This is a genomic window from Ignavibacteriota bacterium (assembly GCA_016218045.1).
In the GTDB taxonomy this organism is placed as follows: domain Bacteria; phylum Bacteroidota; class Ignavibacteria; order SZUA-365; family SZUA-365; genus JACRFB01.
On the sequence record JACRFB010000059.1, the window covers coordinates 166,183 to 190,563 of the forward strand.

Annotated in this window: 16 protein-coding genes; 13 read left to right on the forward strand and 3 right to left on the reverse strand. The window is 57.8% G+C overall.

Annotated elements, in window-relative coordinates; genetic code table 11:
• The first annotated feature begins 172 nt into the window (after positions 1 to 172).
• The 4 genes from HY962_15590 (at position 173) to HY962_15605 (ending at position 9,174) form a co-directional block, all read left to right on the forward strand.
• A complete protein-coding gene (locus HY962_15590) occupies positions 173 to 508 on the forward strand; it encodes a site-specific integrase (GenBank protein MBI5648353.1) in 336 nt (111 codons plus the stop codon).
• Positions 509 to 1,409: 901 nt separating this feature from the next.
• Positions 1,410 to 5,789 (forward strand): CusA/CzcA family heavy metal efflux RND transporter, encoded by a 4,380-nt coding sequence (locus HY962_15595; protein ID MBI5648354.1) that lies wholly within the window; start codon positions 1,410 to 1,412, stop codon positions 5,787 to 5,789.
• Positions 5,790 to 5,809: 20 nt separating this feature from the next.
• Positions 5,810 to 7,051, forward strand: a complete 1,242-nt coding sequence (locus tag HY962_15600) for an efflux RND transporter periplasmic adaptor subunit (protein ID MBI5648355.1) — start codon at positions 5,810 to 5,812, stop codon at positions 7,049 to 7,051.
• 8 nt (positions 7,052 to 7,059) lie between these two features.
• Entirely contained in the window at positions 7,060 to 9,174 is a 2,115-nt protein-coding gene (locus HY962_15605; protein MBI5648356.1) for a cation-translocating P-type ATPase, read from the forward strand.
• A gap of 355 nt (positions 9,175 to 9,529) precedes the next feature.
• Here the strand turns inward: HY962_15605 and HY962_15610 are convergent, their stop codons facing one another.
• Positions 9,530 to 10,576, reverse strand: a complete 1,047-nt coding sequence (locus HY962_15610; GenBank protein MBI5648357.1) for a hypothetical protein — start codon at positions 10,574 to 10,576, stop codon at positions 9,530 to 9,532.
• Between HY962_15610 and HY962_15615 the strand changes: the two genes are divergently transcribed.
• The 8 genes from HY962_15615 to HY962_15650 all read left to right on the forward strand — a co-directional run bounded on the left by HY962_15615 (position 10,575) and on the right by HY962_15650 (position 21,654).
• Positions 10,575 to 11,714, forward strand: a complete 1,140-nt coding sequence (locus HY962_15615) for an Omp28-related outer membrane protein (GenBank protein ID MBI5648358.1) — start codon at positions 10,575 to 10,577, stop codon at positions 11,712 to 11,714. The two genes, HY962_15610 and HY962_15615, sit on opposite strands and share 2 nt — an antisense overlap.
• Before the next feature lie 367 nt (positions 11,715 to 12,081).
• Positions 12,082 to 13,182 (forward strand): hypothetical protein, encoded by a 1,101-nt coding sequence (locus tag HY962_15620; GenBank protein ID MBI5648359.1) that lies wholly within the window; start codon positions 12,082 to 12,084, stop codon positions 13,180 to 13,182.
• A 466-nt stretch (positions 13,183 to 13,648) separates the two neighbouring features.
• Positions 13,649 to 14,935: a hypothetical protein gene (locus HY962_15625; GenBank protein ID MBI5648360.1), complete on the forward strand. Its 1,287-nt coding sequence runs from the start codon at positions 13,649 to 13,651 to the stop codon at positions 14,933 to 14,935.
• A gap of 178 nt (positions 14,936 to 15,113) precedes the next feature.
• Positions 15,114 to 16,568, forward strand: coding sequence for an Asp-tRNA(Asn)/Glu-tRNA(Gln) amidotransferase subunit GatB (gene gatB / locus HY962_15630; GenBank protein ID MBI5648361.1), 1,455 nt, complete (start codon positions 15,114 to 15,116; stop codon positions 16,566 to 16,568).
• On the forward strand, positions 16,558 to 17,748 hold the full coding sequence (locus tag HY962_15635) for a glycosyltransferase (protein MBI5648362.1): 1,191 nt from the start codon (positions 16,558 to 16,560) through the stop codon (positions 17,746 to 17,748). Before gatB ends, HY962_15635 begins: the two co-directional genes overlap by 11 nt.
• A gap of 2 nt (positions 17,749 to 17,750) precedes the next feature.
• Positions 17,751 to 18,587, forward strand: a complete 837-nt coding sequence (locus tag HY962_15640) for a methyltransferase domain-containing protein (GenBank protein ID MBI5648363.1) — start codon at positions 17,751 to 17,753, stop codon at positions 18,585 to 18,587.
• Positions 18,584 to 19,591 carry an SPASM domain-containing protein gene (locus HY962_15645; protein ID MBI5648364.1) on the forward strand — a complete coding sequence of 336 codons (1,008 nt, stop codon included), beginning with the start codon at positions 18,584 to 18,586 and terminating at the stop codon, positions 19,589 to 19,591. The genes HY962_15640 and HY962_15645 overlap by 4 nt, the downstream gene beginning before the upstream one ends.
• 278 nt (positions 19,592 to 19,869) lie before the next feature.
• On the forward strand, positions 19,870 to 21,654 hold the full coding sequence (locus HY962_15650; GenBank protein MBI5648365.1) for a SpoIIE family protein phosphatase: 1,785 nt from the start codon (positions 19,870 to 19,872) through the stop codon (positions 21,652 to 21,654).
• A 259-nt stretch (positions 21,655 to 21,913) separates the two neighbouring features.
• Here the strand turns inward: HY962_15650 and HY962_15655 are convergent, their stop codons facing one another.
• Entirely contained in the window at positions 21,914 to 23,260 is a 1,347-nt protein-coding gene (locus tag HY962_15655) for an MFS transporter (protein ID MBI5648366.1), read from the reverse strand.
• Between the two features lie 218 nt (positions 23,261 to 23,478).
• On the reverse strand, positions 23,479 to 23,835 hold the full coding sequence (locus HY962_15660; protein ID MBI5648367.1) for a PqqD family protein: 357 nt from the start codon (positions 23,833 to 23,835) through the stop codon (positions 23,479 to 23,481).
• A gap of 145 nt (positions 23,836 to 23,980) precedes the next feature.
• Between HY962_15660 and HY962_15665 the strand changes: the two genes are divergently transcribed.
• Positions 23,981 to 24,337, forward strand: coding sequence for a four helix bundle protein (locus HY962_15665; GenBank protein ID MBI5648368.1), 357 nt, complete (start codon positions 23,981 to 23,983; stop codon positions 24,335 to 24,337).
• The last annotated feature ends 44 nt before the right edge of the window (positions 24,338 to 24,381 follow it).

Here is a 24,381-nt window from a genome sequence, read left to right on the forward strand (position 1 = left end):
CTGGGAAAACGTCCGACTCAGCGAAGATCCGGAACAACGGTGGATCTTCGTCCGTGCAGAACCAAACGGAACGTGGGCACCCAAAACGCAGGCATCCGTGAGAGACATTCCGCTCCCTGATGGTGAGATTCTCAGAATTCTCCTTCGGCGGTATCGAGGTTACTCGTCCAAAGTGAAACGTCTCGGAGCAGATGTGATGGACCCGCATGTCTTCGCACGAGGATCTCGGATACCAGATGGAACACCTTCTGTCTACACCAAGGATTACATCAGCCACAGGTTCAAATATTACGTGACGAAGGTGTTTGGAGCGGCGGATAAACGTCACTTCCATTCGTTGCGTCACAGCATCATTTCCTTGTGGGTCAATGGTGATCCACAGGGCCGCGTACAGAAACTCTCGATTTACCAGGCCCATGACATCGCCGGGCACACCAGTTCCGCTGTGACTGAAACCTACATGCACACCAACACAGAGATGATCAAGCGTGAAGCGATGAAAGTATAAATCAAGCTTGAAAGACCCGAGCTCCTTCAGTCGTTCGTTCCCAGTGAGTGACAGAAACCAAAATATATCCATTCCAGATATACTATCTGGTACAATTCGCTAAAATTCAGGTGTATTATCGATATCCCGCCAATATGGAAGCATATTATGGTACCATTTTATGTTTATTAACCACAATTCTTCTCGAGAAAGCCAGACCATCATAATCGGTCCGTCTCGGCATGCCACGCGATTGTCACGTCTTTCTGGATATTCGAATCAACGAGGCTATGCCGTAGGCCTCTTCGGTGTTCTCCCAGTAATCCGGCAGTCTGCTGAACACTCCCGTCCAGACTGTCCAGACTTCATGACTTGCATTAAAAGCGGATTCGTTATAGATTAATTTATGTATTCAAAGGTAATCCGTCTTGTCATACTGGTTTCTTTCTCAATCTCGATGACCATCCCGTGCAGCGAGATGATGTACGGTCTATCCGGACAGCAAAGGACGGAAACCACGTACAAACAAGCGACAGGGAGTACAGGTGAATCACACTCCGAGCATATTCGTGAGCGTCACACGGACATATGCACATGTCCATGTCACGTCCCTATTGTGACAGGTGAATACCTCGCATTGCTCGGGATGGCTATCGCTACACAAGTCCAAATCTCCGCTCCTCCCAACGCCTGCCCAGGCACCCTCCCGGATATCTTTCATCCTCCGGTTCTGATCTGAGACCGCGCCTGAACGCGCAATCCCCCGCCGTTTAGGACGTTCTGCTGCACTGAAGCAGTGCCGTACGGTTCCAGCGTCTGCTCGACGCTTTCCGTACGAATTCGCCGCTGCGCTGATTCGGCAACCGTCTCCATTCACAGGCCGTGCCTGGAACACATGCATGGCACCAGGAGGATCCTCCATATGATCGAAGGTATCATTCGTTTTTCAATACGCAACAAGCTCATGGTGAGCCTGTTCACTCTTGCCCTCTTGACGGGTGGCATTTACGCGATGCTCGGACTTCCGATCGACGCTGTTCCAGACATCACCAACAATCAGGTCCAGATCATCTCACGCGCTCCCTCGCTCGCAGTACAAGAGGTGGAAAATTTCATCACGGCACCTATCGAATTTTCCGTCACAAATATCCCTCGCGTGATTGAACTGCGTTCAATCTCGCGACTTGGAGTCTCGGTGGTGACGGTTGTTTTCGAGGAGGGAGCAGACATCTACTGGGCACGCCAGCAGATCGGCGAGCGGCTGCGTGAAGCCGAAGCACAAATCCCCGACGGACTCGCGGAAATCGAACTCGCTCCGGTCTCCACCGGACTTGGCGAGATTTTTCAGTACACCCTCGAGATAGATCCGACGCAACGCGGTAAGTACACGCTCGAGGATCTGCGCACGATGCAGGACTGGATCGTTCGTCGCCAGTTGCTGGGCACAAAAGGTGTCGCCGATGTCAACAGCTATGGCGGCTTCGTCAAACAGTACGAGATTGCAGTGAACCCTGAAAGGCTCCGGGCACTGGGCATCTCAATGACCGATATCTTCGATGCTCTCGAGAAGAACAATCAGAATACCGGCAGCGCCTACATCGATCGCAAACCGTCGGCCTATTTCATCCGCGGTGTTGGCCTCGTGCGCACGCTTGAAGACATCGAAAATGTTCCCATCGCTCGAGTGAACAATCTACCTGTGTTAATCCGAGATGTCGCCTCGGTCCGGTACGGGCACGCGACGAGATACGGGGCGCTCGTCTCCGATACCTCGGAAACAGTCGGCGGTGTGGTGATGATGCTCAAGGGAGAGAACGCCAATCTCGTGATCGCTAATGTCAAAGAGCGGTTGGAGGCTATCCAGAAATCGTTGCCCGCAGAAGTGCGCATTACACCATTTCTCGACCGTTCGGACCTTGTCGGACGAGCTATCAACACAGTATCGCGCAACCTCATAGAGGGCGCGCTGATCGTGATCCTGGTGCTTGTGCTGCTGCTCGGCAACCTTAGGGCTGGTCTGATCGTCGCATCGGTGATACCGCTGTCGATGCTGTTTGCGATTATCATGATGCGTCTATTCGGCGTGACTGGCAATCTGATGAGTCTCGGTGCGATCGATTTCGGCCTCATCGTCGACGGGGCCGTGATCATCGTCGAGAGCATTGTACACCGATTCGTAAAGCATCCTGACATCTTCACACAAGGGCAGGAGCGCATCGATCAAGAGGTGTTCGCTGCATCAAGTCGAATCCGCAAAGCTGCCGCGTTTGGAGAAATCATCATCGTTATTGTGTATCTCCCGATTCTTGCTCTCGTTGGGATCGAGGGTAAAATGTTTCGTCCCATGGCCCAGGTAGTTGGTTTCGCGATTCTCGGAGCCTTCCTGTTGTCGCTGACATGGGTCCCAATGATCTCGGCTGTCATCCTTCGCGTGCGTCACTCAGGGCGGCAGAATGTTTCCGATAAAATAATGGATGCGCTCCATTGGGCGTTTGAGCCCGTGATAGGGTTTGCCCTCCGGAGAAAGCGTATCGTGGTTGGTTGTGCTTTAGCACTGCTGCTCGTCGGCGCGCTGTTATTCGGACGCTTGGGCGGGGAGTTCATTCCTGAACTCGAGGAGGGCGACCTCGCCGCACTGGTGATCACTCTGCAGGGAAGCTCGCCCTCGCATACGGTTGAGGTGGTGCGCACCGCCAATGAGATCCTGCGGAAGAACTTCCCCGAGGTGAAGCACTTAATATGCAAGATCGGACCGGGCGAGATCCCGACCGATCCCACACCGATGGAGACAGGCGACTATATCATCACGCTGAAGGACAAGAGTGAATGGTCGAGTGCGAAATCGCGCGAGGAACTCGTCGAATTAATGGAGGAGAAGCTCGCGGTGATTCCGGGTGTGAAGTTCGAATTCCAGCAACCGATCCAGCTTCGTTTCAATGAGCTGATGACGGGGTCGCGGCAGGATGTCGCGGTGAAGCTGTTTGGTGACAATCTCGACACACTGGCTGAGCGTGCGGAAGCAATCAACGAGCTCATCGGCGGCATTCCCGGCGTGGAGGATCGAAACATCGAACGTGTGACAGGGCTTGCACAGATCGTGGTCGAGTACGATCGTGCACGACTCGCTCAGTTCGGGATTCCGATCGAAGAGGCAAACCGGGTGCTGAGGGCAGGTTTCGCCGGCACGGAGACTGGTGTCGTCTTCGAGGAGGGTCGGCGCTTCGATATGGTTGTCCGGTTGGATCCTCACTTCCGCACCGATATCGACGACATCGCCTCGTTGCCATTGACACTTCACGATGGAACGCAGATTCCACTTGAGCAGGTAGCGCGCATTGGCATTCAGTCAGGACCGGCGCAAGTGTCACGTGAGAAAGCGGCCCGCCGGCTGACCGTGGGTTTCAATGTCCGCGGTCGTGACATCCAGTCCGTGGTAGAAGATGTACAACGTGTACTCGGTGCGAAGCTGCGTCTTCCTGCCGGGTATTACCTCGCCTATGGCGGGGAGTTCGAAAATCTGACCGCTGCGCGAAACCGGCTGGCCATGACAGTTCCCGTAGCCCTGCTCCTGATCGTGCTGCTTTTGTACTTCACGTTCCATTCGATGAAGCAGACGTTGCTCATCTTCTCGGCAGTACCGCTGGCAGCGATCGGCGGTGTGTTAGCGCTCCTCGTACGCTCGATGCACTTCTCGATCTCGGCGGGAGTGGGATTCATCGCGTTGTTCGGCGTCGCAGTGCTCAACGGTATCGTGCTCATCTCCGAATTCAACGCGCTCGAGCGCGACGGCGTGACAGATATCGAGGAACGCGTGCGGAGTGGCCTGAAAACACGCTTGCGCCCTGTTGTCATGACCGCCGCTGTAGCATCGCTCGGCTTCCTTCCGATGGCTATCTCGACGTCAGCGGGTGCGGAGGTACAGCGCCCTCTTGCCACCGTGGTCATAGGCGGTATCCTGACTTCGACGTTTCTGACACTGGTTGTGCTTCCTGTTCTGTATGTACTCGTGACGCGTGGAGGGTGGTTCCGGCGTGGATGGTTCCGCCTTCGGGGGCAACGTACCGCCGTGACCGCCGCTATTGCACTCTTCCTGTGCTCGGCTGCTCCCACCCAGGCGCAAGAGGCGATTCCGACCGGACTCACGCTGGACCAAGCTATCTCGCATGCGATCCGCACCAACCTCGAAGTGACCGCCGCGGAGAGGGAGTATGAGGCGGCGGACGCCGCACGCGGTGCAGCGTGGGATGTGGGCAAGACCAGCATCGACTTCGAGTATGGGCAACTAAACTCGCCAATGAACGACAACGCCTTGACCCTCGCACAGACCTTCTCCTTCCCAACACTGTATCTTTCGCAGCGCCGCCTGGCGGGGGCGGTTGCTGATCGCGCAGGTGTGCTGCGATCGGGCACACGGCTTGAAATCGCAACACAGGTCAAGCGGCTGTACTGGCAAATCGTGTATCAGAGCGCGATGCGCCAACTGCTGTCATCTCAGGACAGCCTCTACAGCGGCTTCCTGCATGCAGCTGAACTTCGCGCGAAGGTCGGTGAAACGACAAAGCTCGAGGCGATGACGGCACGATCGCATCAAATGGAAGTGCGGAACCAACTTCGCGAAATAGAGATCGACCAAGCAACTGCGGGACGCACTCTGCAAGTACTTCTTAACGTCGAGCAAGCAGTCCGGCCCCTCGATACCACGCTGCCCGCAGCCACGGAAGTTTCTTCCATCAAGGACGGAGCGACCGGTAGTCCCCATCGCCTACTCCCTATTTTAGATAGAGAGATAGCGGAGAAGGAGGCCACAGTAGAGCTGCACCGCGTGCTTCCCGACATCAGTCTTGGGCTGACCACACAGACGATGAACGGAGTGGCGGATCCGAACAGTGGACGCCTCTATCCCTCCGGCCAGCGCTTCACGGGCGTGCGAATAGGCGTCGCTGTTCCGCTTTGGTTCCTCCCCCAAGTCGCGAAAGTGGAGGCCGCCGGCATCCGGGCCGAGGCCGCACGCGCGCGCTCGGAGTACCGCATACGCTCTCTTGACGTCCAAATCCGGAATTTGCGCGATGACGTCTCGAAGTACCGCAATAGCCGCATGTACTACGAAGAGCAGGCGCTGCCCGAGGCACGGCAGATCGAGCAGCAAGCCGTGAAGGGGTACAGTTCCGGTGCGATGGACTATCTCGAGTACGTGCAGTCCATTACCCGTGTAAACGAGATCCGTCGCAGTGCCTTGCGAGCGTCGTTTGATCATCTTATGTCAATCATCAACTTTGAATATCTTGAAGGAATAGAGAAATGAATAGATTAATGGAATCCGCGATGGCGTTCATCACCTACATGACCGTAATTCTCGTCGCGGCAGGTTGCGGCGAACGGAGCGGGTCAGACAAGGCACACAACAATTTGGAAGAAATGAAGACTTCGGCTCCCACCTCTGGGCGCTCCGAACATACCGTTCCTACTGATGGAGAGGAGCATGAAGAACTCGCTGAGAACATCGTTGAACTTTCGCAGGATCAGATAGCACTTGCAGGCATCTCGTATGGTACCGCTGAGAAGGGTACCATTGGTGACGCTCTTCGGGTCACAGGAACCGTACGGTCGACACCTCAGGGCACCGCGTCTGTGAGCATGCCCTTCGGCGGCTTCATCAAGTCGACATCGCTGCTGCCCGGTGCGTCTGTGCGCAAGGGTCAGGTGCTTGCGATTATTGAGAACACCGAGTTTGTTGACCTTCAGCAGAACTATCTGGATGTAAGGCACCGCCTCGGGTATGCTGAGGGCGAATTCAAGCGGCATCAGGAGTTATTCAAGGAAGACGTCTACTCGCAGAAAAGCGCACAGCAAACAACGGCGGAGTACCAATCGCTGAAAGCACAACTGCGAGGGCTCGAGCAGAAACTTGTCGTGCTCGGAATCAATCCGGTAACACTGAATGAAGACAACATTACGGCCCTACTGCCCGTTCGCTCACCTATCAGTGGCCACGTTTCGGGCGTGAACGTCAACCTCGGTAAGTACGTCTCGCCGACCGACGTACTCTTCACGATTGTCGGCTCGGAGCAGCTCATCCTTGAGCTCACCCTGTTCGAAAATGACGCGCGTACAATCGCGTCTGGGTCGTCTGTGCATTTCACTGTTAACAACGAGAAGCATGAACACTCCGCTACTGTGTATCAGGTCGGCAGTTCAATCACCGCATCCCGAACCTATTTGGCCTATGCTACGGTGCGCCCCCCATGTCCAAACCTCCTGCCCGGCATGTATGTGAATGCGCGAATCGAGCACGGTGACCGTCAGGCCTACGTCGTACCAAAGGAAAGCGTCGTCTCTTTCAACGACGTTTCGTACGTACTGGTATTCGAACGGCAGAAAAGTGAGAATGGAAAACCGTTCACAGAATACCGGTTCATCAAAATCCGTGCAGGCGCCTCCCGCGAAGGTTTGATTGAGATATCTCCGCTTGAAGAGGTCGATCTCCAACAAGCGAAACTTGTCATCAAGGGCGCATACGCACTCCTGTCCGCGAAAAGGAATGCGGGCGAAATGACATGCGGATGAGGTAGCGAATGACAACGAAGCTGAGCGATAGGATCACATGGCGCGTTGCCAATCTCGACTGCGAGAATGAGGCGCGTACTATTGAGAAGAGGCTCTCTGCATTTCCCGGACTCTCTGAACTATTAGTGTATCCACAAACGGCCAAGGTCTCGTTCATCGTGGGCACTGGCGCCCCCGAACTTGAATCGATCAAGGAAACACTATCAGAGCTGGGCTTTCCGATTCTGCATGAGGGAGCGGCGCCTGTGTACCCTCCCGTGTGGCGAAACAACAAGGTGATTGTCTCGGCTGGTTCAGGTGTGCTTTTGGGTGTTACCTACCTCCTTGAGTCGATTGTGCTGCCCCCATCACTGCTCTCTACGGTTCTTTACGGCATTGGCATGCTGCTCGGTGGCTGGTATTTCTTTCGCGAGGCAATCACCGACTTTGTCCGTGAGAGAATTGTCGGGATAGAGTTGCTTATGATGGTGGCCGCCATCGGAGCATTTTTGCTGGGACAGCATGTTCAAGCATTGATTTTGGTGTTCCTGTACTCAATTTCGGAGGCGCTTGAGGGTTACACGGTCGATAAAACACGAAATGCCGTTCGTGCATTGATGAACCTGGCGCCAGGCATGGCAACCGTGCTACGGGATTCTGTCGAGGTTGACATCCCTGTCGAGCAATTGGCAGTTGGTGATGTTTTTCTACTACGATCCGGCCAATCGATTCCGACCGACGGTGTGATAGTTGATGGAACCTCGCATGTGAATGAAGCCACACTCACTGGAGAGTCTCGGCCTGTATTAAAAACTATCGATGATCCTGTTTTTGCAGGCACGAACAATGTCGAGGGCATGCTTTCGATCAAGGCGACTCGTACGACAAGCGACAATACCCTGAGTAGAATCATCAAGCTGGTCGAGGATGCTCAGGAAAAAAAGGCGAATTCAGAACTGATGATTCGCCGATTCGGGCGTTGGTATAGTCCGGGTGTTCTCCTCGCCGGGTTACTTCTCGCTGCCGTTCCCGGACTGTTAACTGGGGACTGGAGTGAATGGACCGCAAGAGCAATGGTGTTTATCGTTTCAGCCTCACCCTGCGCTTTGATCATTTCGATTCCAATCACGATGGTGGCGGCGATTGGTACTGGGGCGCGGATGGGAATATTATTGAAGGGCGGGAACGTTCTCGAACAGCTTGCGGGAGTGCGTGCACTCGCTTTCGACAAAACCGGCACTCTCACAGTCGGCAAACCGAAAGTCACCCGCGTCATTTCCGTTGACGGCACCTCTGAAGATCTCTTGATAGAAATTGCTGCCTCGGTCGAGCGTTTTTCAAAACATCCGCTCGCAGAGGCAATTGTCAATGAAGGGCAACTACGTGGGATCATTCCAGGGACTGTGCGAGATGCGACGTCCATCACCGGGAACGGGATTTTCGCGCGATACCGTGATTTGGAAGTGTTCATCGGAAAGAAGGAATGGGTGGCTGCATCATGTGAAACGAGCATTGATGCGATATCAAGTTCTGTGTCGCAATCTGGTCATGAGGAGGATTCAGTAGTCTACATTGCCACGAGGGCTGCCCTGCTGGGAGCGATTCTCATTGGAGACGAAGTTCGACCGAATGCCGCTGAGACAATCAAGAACCTCAATCGCTGCGGCATCACGCATACTGCTCTGCTTACTGGAGATCATTTGGATGCTGCCAGTGCTATTGCCCATTTGACTGGAATTCGAGAGTTCCATGCTAATCTGTCCCCTGAGGATAAAATGGCGGTGATTGCTAACCTGCAAAGCACCTACGGCGCCACAGCTATGATCGGTGATGGTGTGAATGACGCACCGGCGCTAGCGAGTGCGACCGTCGGCATAGCCATGGGGGCGGCCGGCAGTGATGTCGCTTTGGAAACCGCGGATGTTGCGCTTCTGGCTGATGATCTATCCAAGATTTCTCAGTCCCTTCTGCTGGCAAAAAAAGCCCGCCGTGTTGTTCGTCAGAATCTGGTGCTCTCCATGGTAGTGATTACAGCGTTGATCACAGCCTCTTTCTTCGGGGCGACCCTACCGATCGCAGTGGTCGCGCATGAAGCGAGTGAATTCATCGTCATCCTCAATGGACTGCGCTTGCTACGCGATTGATAATAGCTGTGCAGCCTTCACGGCTTCTTCTTGAACAGAGAACGCTTCAACATTTCGGGTTCCTAGCGCTGATTCACGGCTCGGATACAGCGCTATCTTATCCGCAATCAGTATTTTTATCCTCCTCACATTCAATGTTGGGTTCGCGTGCAAGTCAGGTCATCCCGCACCTTATGAGGTTCACCTTAAGCGTCACCCAAGCAGGTTGCGACATCCACATTTCCAAATGACCATACCCCCGGCAGAATTGTGAAAGCATGCTTGGTCATCCGATCTCGCCCTTCATAGTGAGGTTAAATAAGGGGCGGGTTTTTGTCTCATCAATATAGGCAGGAAGGGCGGAAGGGTATCCGTGCTACGGCTGTCGATGTGCGGCGAGGAGTTCCAGAATCTGCGTCGAATACCGGTTGTTCTTTAGATTCCGTTCGTCATAAATGCCTAAACCATTCGCACGCTTGCGCTTTGCAGATGAAACTATACGCGTGGTGAGGTACGCTCTGGAATCGTCCTTCGTCACGTATGGTCCAAGCGATATCGTGACCATCTCTGCGCTGGGCCCTTTGAAACCGAATGATTGCAGGTAGCCATTGATTTGTAGATTGTACGCAGGGTACACACCCGTGCTGTCAAGAGTAGCAAGTTTTCGATCTGTGGCTTCATCCCACAATTCCATGACCCAGGTAAGTGTGTCCGGTACGGTGACCAGGCCGTTGATATCCTCGCTCCACATTTCGATCATCTTGAACATATGTAACTCCAATCCGGGCGAGAGTGAAAAGGGTTTCGAACGTGTGTTTTGATTCACGTAGTCATATGAAGTCTCGAAAGACCCCTCGGAAGTGTTCAGCCGTTCGTCACGCACCGGGCACTGTCCTCCCGGCAGCGAAAACAGCGTCTGCCATTCCACATCATCGTCACGGTCCTGACTGCCGGACTTGTGCAGTTGCAGTTCTCCGTACAGGCACGACACACGCACGTGCGGATACGTTGCAAGAAGGCGTCGATAGTAGAAGTGCATATCATCCTTCGGAAGAGAAGCAGTCTCGTTATCGTCGCTGATTTCATGCAGTGCTGCCATGTTCATTGATTCGATTCGAAGGTGAAGCAAAACAAAAAACACACATGCGACAGTGCCTAGCGCCACAATTCGAGCTACGATCTGCCTGAATACCGGGGCCGGGAGATTCATACCAGGTGCTCCTGTGAAATATTCCGCGATGTGAACTGTACACCCTGATAAGGTGCCATCACCTTTCGATGCGTCGAAGTGTGGCTCACGACTGGATGCGTGAATGAAGCCGCCGAACCCTGTCCGGAAGCAACACTCGTTTATTGTCGAAAAACTACTCACATTAAAGCCTGTTGTCAAAAACTTTTGTGACATCTGTGCGGCGGATGACATGAACACGACTCGTTTACTATCGGCAATGGGGCTCTGCCTGCTTCTGGCAACCATGCCACTCGCACGAGTGAAGGCGCAGGATGGCAATCGCAGTGCGGCGGTGGAGAGGATGGTGCTCTTCGAGGAGTTTACCGGCGAATGGTGCTCGCTCTGTCCTGCGGGCACGATCGAGATGGAAAACGCGCTGCATGCATATGCGGGTCGGGTGGTCCCCGTCGTGTATCACGACAACGATCCGCTCGAGATACCGGAACTGAACACGATGCTGGGAAGCATTCCCATCGATCCACTGTACCCGGGCGGAACCTTCGATCGTGTGCCGTTCGGTATCAGGAATCCGAAACACAAAATGTCCGTCGACCGTGTGGAATTCCTCACAACGCTCGGGGCGGCGGCGGCACGACCTGCCCATACATCCATCGAGGCGTCCGTGACCATCGACCCGGCTGCCCGCCTTCTCACGGTATCGCCGCGTATCGAATTTTTCGCCGCCGACACGGGCGACTTCCGCGTGCAATGTGTGGTGACTGAAAGCGGCATACGCCGCGACAATGTGCAGCGCAACGCGTATGACAAGGACTCGACCAGCTACCCCACCCTGTTCGGGGCGGGCGATCCGCTTCGCAGTTACAGACACAATCATGTGGCGCGCGCGCTGCTGGGCGGCGCGACGGGCAGATCGGGAGTGATTCCGGCACTGCCTCTTGCAGGCGGTGTGTATCAGACGACGTTCACGTACACCGTCCCGCAACAGTACGCACTCGACAGAATCGGCGTGGTGGTGTTTGCCTCACACTTTACGGCAGGGAGTCTCACCGGCAACGAGGTGCTGAACGCACGCGGGTATCTCGCGAGTGTCATCACCTCGCTGCCCTCTCACGCGTCTGCCGGGGACGACGGAATAACCCTCCACCCGAATCCCAGCGACGGCATGGTGTACGTCCGCTTTTCCTCCGCGCGGCCTCACACGCCGACGGTGGAGCTATTCGACATGATGGGCAGGCGCATGAATGTTCCACAGTACCGGCATTCGGATGGAATCCTGATGGTGGATCTTCACACCGTTCCTTCGGGAGTGTATATGCTGCAGTGTTATGACACAGGGCGGCTCAGCACGCGGCTCGTGTGTCGTCGCTGAGTTTCGCTGCACAACGACAATCCTTGCCGCTCTCGCGGCAGGAAAAGCACATGTAGAGGAGTAGTAAGTAGTTGGTAGATAGTAGATCGGTCTACTCTGTCCGCGTCAGGAGACAGGATACAGGAGGAAGGAGACACAGATTGTTTCAATGCCTGTCTCCTGTCTCCATTCTCCTGTATCCTCACACGAGCATAAGGAGACAGGATACAGGAGGCAGGAGACACGAATTGTGTCGATGCCTGTCTCCTGTCTCCTTTTTCCTGTATCCTCACACGAGCGTAAGGAGACAGGATACAGGAGGAAGGAGACACGAATTGTGTCGATGCCTGTCTCCTGTATCCTCACACGAGCATAACCCGGTAACAACATGACACGAACATTGATGATCCTGGTTCTCCTGTGCGGCACACCTGCACTTCCTGTGTTTGCACAAGTGACAGTGGCGGTATATAACGACGAGGGCGCGTGGAGCGACGGCATCACCGCCTTCGAAAAGTTTCTGGATTGGAAGGGCCTTACCCACCAACGGGTGAGCGCGGCCGACATCAACACAACAGCGCTCGATGGTACGTACAAGGTTGTATATTTTCCCGGGGGCTATGCGTACGACTATAAGCGCAAACTCACGGCGCGGGGGGAACAGCACATCCGTGATTTCGTAAACAACGGCGGCGCGTATATCGGGATATGCGCGGGCGCATTTTTTGCCGCGGACCGTGTGGATTGGGAGGGCGGATCGTATCCCTACACGCTGGGCCTGTTCAAGGGCACGGCGCGCGGAGCCCTGGATGTGATCACACCCTGGCCGGGTTGGGCAATGACATCGATCACCATGAGGCCGGACCATCCGATCACCGCAGGCAGGCGGTCGTCGTATACAACGCTCTACTACGGCGGACCCTCCTTCCATCCCGCCAGCGGCACACTGATCGACACACTCGCCACGTGGGACGCCGATGCCGCGTCACCCGCCATCATCACATTGACATACGGCAGCGGACGCGTGTTGCTTATCGGCCCGCATCCCGAGATCGAGGAGAACGACACACGCGACGGAACGGCCTTCGCCAGCGACCTGACCGACCCCGAGTCGGAATGGGGGATGCTGTGGACATCGATGGACTGGCTATTACAACGTCCTATCAGCGATACAACGGTGACCGGCATTGAAGCGGGCGCGGAACCAACCACGCCGGACGTCATCACCGTCTTTCCGAATCCCGCGGGGGCGTCCGCGACTGTCACACTCACGCAGCGTGTAACAACGACGGGGCGTCTCAGTCTCGTCGACGCGCTGGGACGTGAATGTATGGTGCTTCACGATGGTCCGGTGCTTCAGGGGCCTGCACATTTCCGCGTATCCATGCGAACGCCGGACGGAACAGCACTGCCTGCGGGGGTGTATCACGTTGTGCTTCGTGTTGGTGACGGGGTACGAACGGCGCGTGTGGTAGTTGGTAGATGGTAGTTAGTAGATAGTAGATCGGTCTACTGTGCCCCAGTGAGGAGACAGGAGACAGGAGACAGGAGACACGGATTGTTTCGATGCCTGTCTCCTGTCTCCTTCCTCCTGTATCCTCACACGAGCGTAAGGAGACAGAATACAGGAGGAAGGAGGCCATCGAGTCAAGGCCTGTCTCCTGTCTCCTTCCTCCTGTGTCCTCACGGGAGTGTGAGGACCGCAGGGAGTTTTGGTGGCGCTGAATGCAACCGGGTCGGTTACACAACTCCCCCTTCCCCCTCTTAAAAAGAGGGGGTTGTCCGATAATATTTTCAAACACGCGACTCCTGTCTCCTTCCTCCTGTATCCTCACACTCCTTGAATAGATCGATCTACCCATCTACCAACTACCATCTACCACCTACCACTTACCATCTACCAACCACCCTCGCCCTACGTGGAACGTTCCCAGACGGAACGTATTTTACGCTCCATGAACTCCCGCCCCATTTTCCGGCAATGGCTGCCGTTGGCGACAACGTGGCTGATGATGTCGGCCGAGGGACCGTTTCTGGCGGCGGTGATTGCGCGGCTGGTGGATCCGAAGGAGAATCTGGCAGCGTATGGAGTGGCCTTTTCCTTTGCGCTGATCATGGAGGCGCCCATCATCATGATGATGAGCGCGGCGACGGCGCTGGTAAAGGACGGACGGTCGTACAGGCGGCTGCGTAACTTTTCCTATGCGCTGAACGGGCTCATCACGCTGGTCATGCTGCTGTTCCTGCTGCCGCCGGTGTTCGACACCGTGGCAATCCGCCTCATCGATCTGCCCGAACATGTCGCGCGCCTGACACACATGGCGACACTCGCGCTGCTGCCCTGGCCCGCCGCCATCGGCTTCCGGCGTTTCTATCAGGGCATACTGATCAGCCGGCGGCTCACAAAATATGTGGCGTACGGCACCGTGGTGCGTATCAGCACCATGGGCGGCGCGGCCCTGCTGCTCGCACAAGCCACAGAACTGCCCGGTGCAGCACTGGGCGGACTCGCGCTCAGCAGCGCGGTGGTGATTGAGGCCGTGCTGAGCCGTTTCATCACGGCGCGGTCCATCCGCGACCTCCGCGTCTCGCCCGACACGGTCGATCCTTCCACGATCACCTATCCCGCCATCGCGCGTTTCTACATTCCCCTCGCACTGACGTCGCTGCTCGCTCTCGGTGTACAACCGATGATCACATTTTTTATCGGCCAAAGCCGTATGGCGCTCGAATCGCTCGCGGTGCTGCCCGTCATCAACGCGCTCGTTTTTGTGTTCCGCAGTTTCGGTCTCTCGTTCCAGGAAGTCGCCATTGCAAACATCGGCGCGAGGCATGAGGGTCTGCCCGCTCTGCGCCGCTTTGCGACAGTGCTCGCCCTCTCAGCCGCGGGCGGACTCTCGCTCATCGCCTTCACACCGCTCGCATCCTGGTGGCTCGGAAACGTGTCGGGCCTCCCGCCCGATCTCGCGGCCTTCGCCCTGATTCCGCTGCGCATTCAAACGCTCATACCCGCGGCCTCGGTGCTGCTCGCCTTTCAACACGCGCTGCTTGTACATGCGCGCACCACCACACCCATCACCTGGGGCACAGGCATAGAAGTGACCGGCATCATACTCATCCTTGTCGTCGCCGTGCCCTTCCTCGATCTCCCGGGCGCCGTCGCCGCCGCCTGCGCCCTGCTCATCGGCCGCGCCGCCGCAAACGTGTTCTTGATTCGGCCCAGTGCTGTTGCGGCTGCGTGAAGATTGGGTGTTTCACGCGTCATTGCGTCGCACGGTGTAGCAAGGTAGCAAAGTGGTAAGGTAGCAACGTGGAATGTCGCCATCTTTTACTTTGCCACCTTGCTACTTTGCTACACGACTTGTCACGTTCACACGTGGAACGTTCAAACTGACCGGCATTGATCCGTATATTGACGCTATGACAACGACGTACGAATCCGTGATAGGCCTCGAGGTCCATGCGCAGTTGCGCACGCGCAGCAAGGCGTTTTGCGCTTGTCCGAACGAGGCGGGGGCGGCTCCGAACTCCCGCACGTGTCCCGTCTGCCTCGGCCATCCGGGCACACTGCCGGTGCTGAACCGCGAGGCGGTGGATATGACCGTGTCGCTCGGCCTGGCCCTCGGTTGTTCCATACGCACCGTGTCGGGTTTTGCACGCAAGAATTATTTCTATCCGGATCTGCCCAAGGGGTATCAGATCACGCAGTACGAGGATCCGATCTGTCACAATGGCACCCTCGAGATAGAAACGGAGCAGGGAGTCCGAAAATCCGTTGGCATCATCCGCATCCATCTGGAAGAGGACGCGGGCAAGTCCATACACGACATCGGACGTGAAACACTCATCGATCTGAATCGCAGCGGTGTGCCGCTGGCGGAAATCGTGAGTGCGCCCGATCTGCGCAGTCCCGCCGAGGCGCACGCCTATCTCACCCTGCTGCGGCAGACGGTGATGTACCTCGGCATCTGCGACGGCAACCTCGAGGACGGCTCCTTGCGCTGCGATGCAAATATCTCGGTGCGCCTCCGCGGCGACACGTCGTTCGGCACACGCACGGAATTGAAGAACCTGAATTCCTTCCGCAACGTGGAACGCGCGCTCGCCTTCGAAATCGAGCGGCACATCGCCGTGCTCGACGCGGGCGGCACAATCGTGCAACAGACGCTGCTGTGGGACGCGGGACGCGGCGAGACCGTGCCCATGCGCGGCAAGGAGGATGCGCACGATTACCGCTACTTCCCCGAACCGGATCTGCCCGCCGTCGCCGTCGCACCCGAGCGCATCACGGCTCTGCGTGAACACCTGCCGGAGCTGCCTCTCGCGCTCCGCGACCGCCTCGCCGCACAGTACGGCATCCCGCTCTACGACGCGGGGGTGCTGACGGCCGAGCGTCCGATGGCCATGTATTTCGAACAGGTGGCGCGGGCGCTGAAAAGTCCCTCGCGGGAAACCTGGAAAATGGCCGCCAACTGGGTGATGGGTGATGTGTTGCGCGTGATGAAGGAGGAGCGCCGCGGCTTCGAGAATCCCGTCGTGCCCGCCGCGGCGATCGCCGATCTCATCGACCGCGTGCACGAGGGTGCCATTAGCGGAAAAATCGCGAAGGACGTATTCGAGGAAATGCGGACGAGCGGCGATTCGCCCGCCGTGGTGATAGAACGCAAGGGACTCGCGCAGGTGTCGGACGAAAGCGCGCTCGAGGCGCTTGCCCGCGCGGCGCTCGAAACACATCCCGATTCGGTGGCGCTGTACCGCTCGGGACGCACAAATGTGCTCGGATTTTTTGTGGGCGAAGTGATGAAAGCCACACGCGGCCAAGCGAATCCGGCCATCGTGAACCGCCTGCTGAAAGACATGCTGCATGGAGATTGACCTTTTCCTCGCGCTGTGTGTGATCGGCTCGTCCCGATTTTTTGTGGTCCTCGGCATGGGCTGGGCGCGTCTCGAAGGACGGGCGGCGATCTGCGACATCGATACACGGCGCGCAGCCGACACACCGCAATCCGGCGCGGACACACAACACGAGGGTGCGATCGACGCGGATTCGTCCGTTGATGTGACCGTGATCATCGCCGCGCACAACGAGGCGCGGCACATGCCGGCACTGTGCAACGCGCTCGCGCGGCAGACCTGGCCTCTGCATCGTTTCCGTGTGCTCCTCATCGACGACCGCTCCGACGACGGCACCGCCAGTGCCGCGCGCGCCGCCGCGCCGGCTAATCTGTCCCTGCGGATACTGCGCATCGACGCGGTGCCCGCGGGCGTCTCACCAAAAAAGTACGCGCTGCACACCGCCATAGAACACAGCGCAACCGAGAACCTGCTCTTCACCGATGCGGACTGCGAACCGGCGCCGCACTGGATCGAGTCTATGATGCGGCATTTCTCTGCAGGGGCCGATGTGGTGATCGGGCTCTCGCCCGCGAGGGGCGGCAGCGGCGTCGCCGCGCAATACGCCGCCTTCGAAAGTGTGCGAACCGTCCTGCTCTCCTGCGGCGCCGCAGGATGGGAACGTCCCTACATGGCAACCGGACGAAACTGGGGATACCGCGCCTCGGTGTACCGGAATATCGGAGGACTCACTCCTTTGTTCTCACAGCTCGGCGGAGACGACGATCTGCTGTTCCAGCGCTTCACATCCGCTGGTGCACGCGTGCGCGTCAACACCGATCCGGGCGGCATCTGTCCCACCGCCCCGCCGAAATCGCTGCCCGCGCTGCTGCGCGCCAAACTCCGCCACTTCCGCACATCCGCCTCCTACACGCGTTCCTCACAACTGTGGCTCGGGCTGTTCGTCGCCAGTGAACTGCTGGCGCTGGGCGCGGCGCCCGTGTGGTTCGCCGTCGTCCGCGGAGTCCATCCACTGCTGCTTGTGACGGGAGTCGTTGCAAAACTCCTGTACGACACGTCCTTCCTGCTGCCCGCGGCGCGGACTATGGGTTTCAGCCCCGGTCTCACGTTCCGCCTTCGCTTCGTTTTCCTCGAATGGATACACGCGCTATTTTCTCCCTTCGTCGGACTCCTCTCATTCGTTGTACGAAGCCGCTGGTGATCATGTCGACCTCGGACGTCTTTCATAGCGCCTATGCGCTGGATCCCGCGCATCCCAATGCGGAGCGCTGGCAGCGCGCGATCGACGCCGCGCTTGCGCGGGGAGGTCTTGTTGTGCGGCTGCTGGAACACGCGGGTCTCGCCCCCGGCTCCGCTGTGCTGGATCTGGGCGCCGGCGTGGGAGGGACGGCGCAGGCGCTTGCCGTGCGCGGGTATCAGGTCACCGCCCTCGACCGCGATCCCGCGCGTGTCGCGGCGCTGTCGCGTCTCGCGGCATTCCGGGTGGAGACGGGAGATGCCGCGTGTACGGCCTTCGTGGACGCCTCCTTCGATGCGGTGGTATTGCAGGACATGCTGGAACACTGCGCGGATCCGGCCGCGGTGCTGCGCGAAAGCGCACGGCTGCTGCGGCCCGAAGGAGTGTTGTACATCAGCACGCCGAATCGATTCGCCCTGCTGACTCTGGCGGCGGATCCGCACTGGGGCATCCCGCTGCTCGGTCTGCTGCGCAGATCCGCACTGCGCAGGGTGCTACGTCTCCTGCGTCCTCATGACGCCGTGCGTGAAGATCTTGCGCAGCTTCTCTCGTGGTCCGAACTGTCGTCCATGCTCCGCGGCGCGGGACTTCTGCCGACCCTGCACACGCGTGCTGTGACCGACGCGCTGTTCGACCATCCCGGCGAAGTGGTGTGGAGCGATTTCCATCGGACCCTCGTGCGCGGCGCGTCGTTCCTCCGTCTCGACGCCGTTGTGCGCGGAATCGCGCGTGATACGGCGTCACCTCTGCAGCGTCTGCTTGTGCCCTCCTGGCATTGCATCTGCAGGAAGGCGCGGCCGTGACGATCCGCACCCTCCGCAATCTGCTCCGCTGTGTCACGCCGCGACGCCTCTTCAATATGGCGGCCGTGCTGGTGTCGTACACGATATCCGATCTGACAAAACGGAGCTTGGTGTGGGGCATGCCGTACACCGTCACGCTCGAACCGACAAACCGCTGCAATCTGCGCTGCCCCGAATGTCCTTCCGGCAACGGCGAGATGGTGCGTCCGCTCGGCATGATGGACTACGATGCCTTCACGACGCTCATCGACGAACTCGCGCCCGAGACGTTTTACGTGCAGCTTTTTTTCCAGGGCGAGCCCTTCATCAATCCGCGCCTTGCCGACATGATCCGTTACGCGCGCTCGAAGCGGATGTATGTGTCGGTGAGCACCAACGCGCATTACCTGCGCCCCGACACTGTGCGCGCGCTGTTCGCGAGCGGACTAGACCGGCTCATCGTGTCGATCGACGGCATGAGCGAGGCGACGTATCAGGAATACCGAGTGGGCGGTTCCCTTGCGAAAGTACTCGCGGCACTCGATCTGCTCGATGCGGAACGCGCCGCCTCCCCTTCCTCGATGGAAGTGGTGCTGCAATTCCTCATCACACGCGCAAACGAACACGAGATCCCCGCGCTACGCGCCCTTGCGGCGAAACATCGCGCGGCCGTGGCGCTCAAGACGATTCAGGTCTATTCGCTTGAATCGGCAGAGCAGTTCCTGCCACGCGAGGAGAAATACCGCCGCTATACCATCGAGGCGGGCGAGCTGCGGATGAAAGGCGCGCTGCGCAACCGCTGCGTGCGTCTCTGGGAGCGCAGTGTCATCACGTGGGACGGTGTTGTAGTACCCTGCTGTTTCGATAAAAACGCCGCGTATCCCCTCGGCACCGTGAATGGCCGGCGCTTCCGCGACATCTGGCGTTCGGAGGAATATCACGCGTTCCGCCGCCGCATCCTCGCCGGCCGCCGCGAGGTGCCGATGTGTACGAATTGTACGGAGGGGCTGAGGGTGTATCGGTAGGGAGAAGCTAGAATTCAGAAGCTAGAATTCAGAATTCAGAATCCAGAATCCAGAATCCAGAATTCAGAATATCTACGATCAACGAGCATCGTGGGGATGGTACGTGTGCCGGGCGGAACAATCGTTAGACGGGCGTTACCGCAATGCGAATCACACTGCATTCTCGAATGTGATATTCTGGATTCTGAATTCTGGATTCTGGATTCTAGCTTCTTCTTTCGCGACGTTTCCGTTTCGACGGCGTGTCGCGTACTTTGTACCGACCATCATCCACACACATGTCCGACCGTCCGGTGCAATCACATACCGTCCATGGAGGAATCTCCGACAGCGCGGCGCTGCTCGAGCTGAGCGGTGTTTTGAATTCGTCGCAGAGTCTCGACTTCATTTTGGGGAATGTGCTGTTGACGGCGATGGGCAAGCTGCTCATCACCAAGGGTGTGGTGCTTGTGGCGGAGACCGATGGCGGCCGCTACCGCGCGCGCGCGTTGAAGGGTTTGGCCGACACACATTTTGCCGCGATGTATCACATCGAGGGCGACTGGCATGGTCTGCGGCGCGTGGACGACCTCCGCAGCGCCGCCGATGCGGCCCGCGAGGATGCGGGCTCCGCGGATGATACCTGCGCGTTGCTCGATGCCTGCGCCACGGCGGGCCTGACGGCGCTTGCGCCGATGATACTCAACGGCACGATGGTGGGATTGGTGGGAGTCGGTCCGAGCCTGCACGCGCGGCCCTTCGGTCAGCCCGAGACGGAATTTCTGGAATCGCTCGCGGCCATCGCCGCAACGGCCGTAAACAATGCCGTGACCATCGAGCGCCTGCGCGGCGCGAACCGCCGTCTCGACACAAAAGTGCAGGAGATGAACACGCTCTTCGAATTGAGCCGCGAGATGAACGCGTCCTTCGACGACCAGGCCATCCTCCGCACGCTCGGATACGCGCTGATGGGCCAGCTCCGTGCCACGCGGCACCTGGTCTTTGCCTGGGATGGCGCCACGATGCAGCCCGTGCTGGTGCGTGTTCCGGGCTTCACGCCCCGCGTGGAACTCTTCGGCGCAATTACCGACATAACGGATCCTGTTCTCCTGCATGAGGACGACGCTGATGCCGAGGACTTCCGGGCCTGGGCATTTTCGCAGGGCCTGCGTGTGCTCATCCCGATGCGATCGCAGAACGAGACCCGCGGCCTGCTCTGCCTCGGCGAACGGTTTGGTGTGTCGGACTACGGCGCGCAGGACGTCGAATACCTGCTCGCGCTCGCGAACATCACCATCACCGCGCTCGAGAATGCGCGGCTTGTGCGCGAGATGGTCGAGAAGCAGCAGCTCGAACACGAAATCTCGCTGGCGCGCAGCATACAGAAGGGGCTGCTCCCCGCGGTGCTGCCGACACCGCCCGGGTACGAGATTGCCGCGGCGAACGAGTCGTCGCTCCAGGTAGGCGGCGACTATTACGACGCCATCGCGCTATCGAACCACGAGTTCATACTCGCTATCGGCGACGTGTCGGGCAAGGGTATCCCGGCGTCGCTGCTCATGGCCAACGTTCAGGCCGCCTTGCGCGCCATCGCCCCTCTGCGGCTCCCGCTGGCCGAGGCGACCGAGCGTCTCAACGCGATCGTGTTCACCAACACCGACTCCGACAAGTTCATCACCTTTTTCTGGGGCCTGCTCGACACGGAGGCGCACACCTTCACCTACGTCAACGCGGGTCACAATCCGCCCTGGCTCGTCTCGGCGGACGGACGCACGCGTCCGCTCTCCGAGGGCGGCCTGATACTCGGCATACTCGACGAAGTTCCGCCGTACGACATCGAGACCGTTCCGCTCGAACCGGGCGACACCATCGTCACCTACACCGACGGCGTCAACGAGGCGCTCTCCGTGGACCTCGTCGAATACGGCAACGACCGGCTCGAGTCGCAGCTCATCACCCTGCGCGACGAATGCCCCGCCACCATCATCGATCACATCCGCCGCGACATCCTCACCCACACCATCGGCGCCAAACAGAGCGACGATATAACGATGCTCGTCGTGAAGCGGCTGCCAGGGGCGTGACACGTAACACGTATCCACGTTACACGTTGCATGCAGGATGTAGCAAAGTGGAAAGTAGAACCGAGCGGTTTTTCTACTTTGCTACATTCAACGTTGAAAGTGGAAAGTAGCAAAGTGGAAAGTAGAACCGCGCGATTTTTCTACTTTGCTACATTCAACGTTGAAAGTTAAAAGTAGCAAAGTGGAAAGTAGAACCGCGCGATTTTTCCACCTTGCTACTTTGCTACCTTCTACGTTGAACGTGTAACGTGTAACGTCACTACACTGCCGCCCTCTCCAGCCCATGCCCATCCGGCCGGGCGTCCGCGCGGCGGAGGAGCAGGGCAAACAGAAAACCTACCACTCCGAGTGCGGCGAACATGAGTATGGTCCAGGTGTAGTCGTACGACATGGTCCCGGCGGCGAGCGCGTCTTCGGTGATGCCGGGATTGGTGGCGTCGAGAATGGCGCCCGCAAGTATCGGGAAAGCCCAGAGGCCGAGATTCTGCAGCGAGGCCATCACACCGTAGGCGGTGCCGAGACGCTTCTCCTCGACGATGAGGGCGACGGCGGGCCACATCGCGGCGGGCACGAGCGAGAAGGCGATACCGAGTATAAACATCGCCACGTAGGGCGTGATGGACGTGAGAGCGAGGACCAGATGTGTCACGATGAGCAGGAAGGAACCCAGCAGCATGAGCGAGGCGCGGCGCCCGCGTTTATCCACAAACAGCCCGAACATCGGCGTGAACACGATGGTGCCCCAGATGATGAGACTCGAGAGTATCCCGCTCCACTCGATGTCGAGGCCGAATTTGTTGTGCAGCAGATCAGGACAGTACGCCTGGAACGGGAACACCGCGGAATAAAACGTGACACACAGCAGTATCACATACAGAAAGGATTTGTTCTTCAACAGCGCGGTGATGTCGCTGAGATGGAATTCCTCGTCGGCGCCGAGAGCACCGTCGCGCGAGCCCTTCGCGGTAAAGGCGGCGTCGTACATCATGTACACGAGCCACACGAGGAAACCGGCCGACATGGCGATGGCGGCAACCCAGAGCGCCCAGGTCCATCCCGACGGATCCGCGATGAGCTGCGGCGAGAAAATGAGCGCGGCGGCGGTGCCGATACGCGCGATGGCGATGTTCACCGCAAAGGCCAGCGCCAGCTCCCTGCCCTTGAACCATTTCACCATCACCTTGTTGATCACAACGATGCTGGTTTCCGCGCCGAGCCCGAACAGCAGCCGGCCGAGCATCATCATTTTCAACTGCGGCGAGTACGACGGGAATATCGCGGAGATCGCACCGTGGCCGAAGCCGCCCGAAAGGAAGGTCTCACTCGCGCCGTAGGCCGTCACCACCGCGCCGAGCGCGCAGAATAAAAGAAAAAGGAATCCTGTTTTCCGAATCCCCCACTTGTCCAGTATGATGCCGCCCAGTATCGACATGAGCAGGAAGGTGTTCGGGAACGAGTAGAACGAGACGATGAGTCCGTAGTCGACATTGCTGAAGCCGAGTTCGGTCTGCATCACCGACTTGATCGACGACATCGCGTCGTACACGTAGTAGTTCGTCGCGATCACCACACTCACAAGCGCGAGCACGATCCAACGCGTCGACATTTTCACTTCTCTCATTGCTGTAGTCACTTTTTCGGAATCCTATCGCGTGTGTGGGAAGGGGCAAGGGGGAAGGGGGAAGAGAGAAGAGAGAAGGGGGAAGAGGGAAGAGAGAAGGGGGAAGAGGTAGAGGATGAAAGAACTGTTCGATTATCGATTCACTCCATTTACCCCATTCACTCCATTTACCCCATTTACCCCATTCACCCCATTTACTCCATTTACACTACTTCCCCTTCGGCCGTCTTGAGTGTGACAAACGCGCGCCGCTGCAGAAGACGCATGAAGGCCGCCACGCGCGCCTCGTGATCCTCGACGGCATCGCCGAATTCTGCCCGGAGAAGTTCCGCCACTTCCAGCACCGTCCGCACGCCGTCGATCTGTTTCCACACATGTGAACCAAAACGATCGAGCTTCACGCGGATGTACGGATACTTGGCACGCGGCACGAGCAGCCGCTGCATCCACGCCACATGAAAACGCGGCATGTCCACCGTCACCACTCCCTCTTCATCCTCCGACCAGCCGAACGTCCGTGTAGGTATTAAGGTCAGCAGATTTATGTCCTGTTTTTTCATGCGGGAAGATACTGCTGTTTGATGACAGCGTGCAAAGTGGAAAGTAGCAAGGTGGAAAGTACCAGTGGGAATGTGCATGACTGGAACGATGATCAGGATCGGGAACAAACGGAACCCGACATGCGTACAAGGGCGGGAGGGAGGCATGTACGCAAGGCAATTTGAGGAATTGGATGTGTGGCGCAATGCGCGGACGCTCTGCACGGCTATCATCGCAGTATCCCAACGTGGTCGATTTCGAGCGGATGATGTATTACGCAAACAGATCTACCGCGCGGCACTGTCGATAGTGTCGAATATCGCGGAAGGCTTCGAGAGCAGAACCATCGGGCTCAATCGCGAATTTCTCGGCCGGGCAAAGGGTTCAGCGGGAGAAGTTCGCGCACAATTGCATATCGCACGGGATCTTGGGTACCTGGACGATTCTGTTTATGCCGAACTTCTTGCGAAGGTTCGCCACTGCAGCGCTCAACTGCAGCGATACATGGCCCGTTTGCACTGAGACATATTGCTGCATGCGCACCTTGCTACTTTCCCACCTTGCTA

Excerpts from the sequence above, each read along its gene's own strand:
- HY962_15595 (MBI5648354.1), top strand. The coding sequence starts at position 1,410 with ATGATCGAAGGTATCATTCGTTTTTCAATACGCAACAAGCTCATGGTG.
- HY962_15600 (MBI5648355.1), top strand. The coding sequence starts at position 5,810 with ATGGCGTTCATCACCTACATGACCGTAATTCTCGTCGCGGCAGGTTGC.
- HY962_15605 (MBI5648356.1), top strand. The coding sequence starts at position 7,060 with ATGACAACGAAGCTGAGCGATAGGATCACATGGCGCGTTGCCAATCTC.
- HY962_15615 (MBI5648358.1), top strand. The coding sequence starts at position 10,575 with ATGAACACGACTCGTTTACTATCGGCAATGGGGCTCTGCCTGCTTCTG.
- HY962_15610 (MBI5648357.1), bottom strand. The coding sequence starts at position 10,576 with ATGTCATCCGCCGCACAGATGTCACAAAAGTTTTTGACAACAGGCTTT.
- HY962_15620 (MBI5648359.1), top strand. The coding sequence starts at position 12,082 with ATGACACGAACATTGATGATCCTGGTTCTCCTGTGCGGCACACCTGCA.
- HY962_15625 (MBI5648360.1), top strand. The coding sequence starts at position 13,649 with ATGAACTCCCGCCCCATTTTCCGGCAATGGCTGCCGTTGGCGACAACG.
- gatB (MBI5648361.1), top strand. The coding sequence starts at position 15,114 with ATGACAACGACGTACGAATCCGTGATAGGCCTCGAGGTCCATGCGCAG.
- HY962_15635 (MBI5648362.1), top strand. The coding sequence starts at position 16,558 with ATGGAGATTGACCTTTTCCTCGCGCTGTGTGTGATCGGCTCGTCCCGA.
- HY962_15640 (MBI5648363.1), top strand. The coding sequence starts at position 17,751 with ATGTCGACCTCGGACGTCTTTCATAGCGCCTATGCGCTGGATCCCGCG.
- HY962_15650 (MBI5648365.1), top strand. The coding sequence starts at position 19,870 with ATGTCCGACCGTCCGGTGCAATCACATACCGTCCATGGAGGAATCTCC.
- HY962_15655 (MBI5648366.1), bottom strand. The coding sequence starts at position 23,260 with ATGTCGACGCGTTGGATCGTGCTCGCGCTTGTGAGTGTGGTGATCGCG.
- HY962_15660 (MBI5648367.1), bottom strand. The coding sequence starts at position 23,835 with ATGAAAAAACAGGACATAAATCTGCTGACCTTAATACCTACACGGACG.
- HY962_15665 (MBI5648368.1), top strand. The coding sequence starts at position 23,981 with ATGTACGCAAGGCAATTTGAGGAATTGGATGTGTGGCGCAATGCGCGG.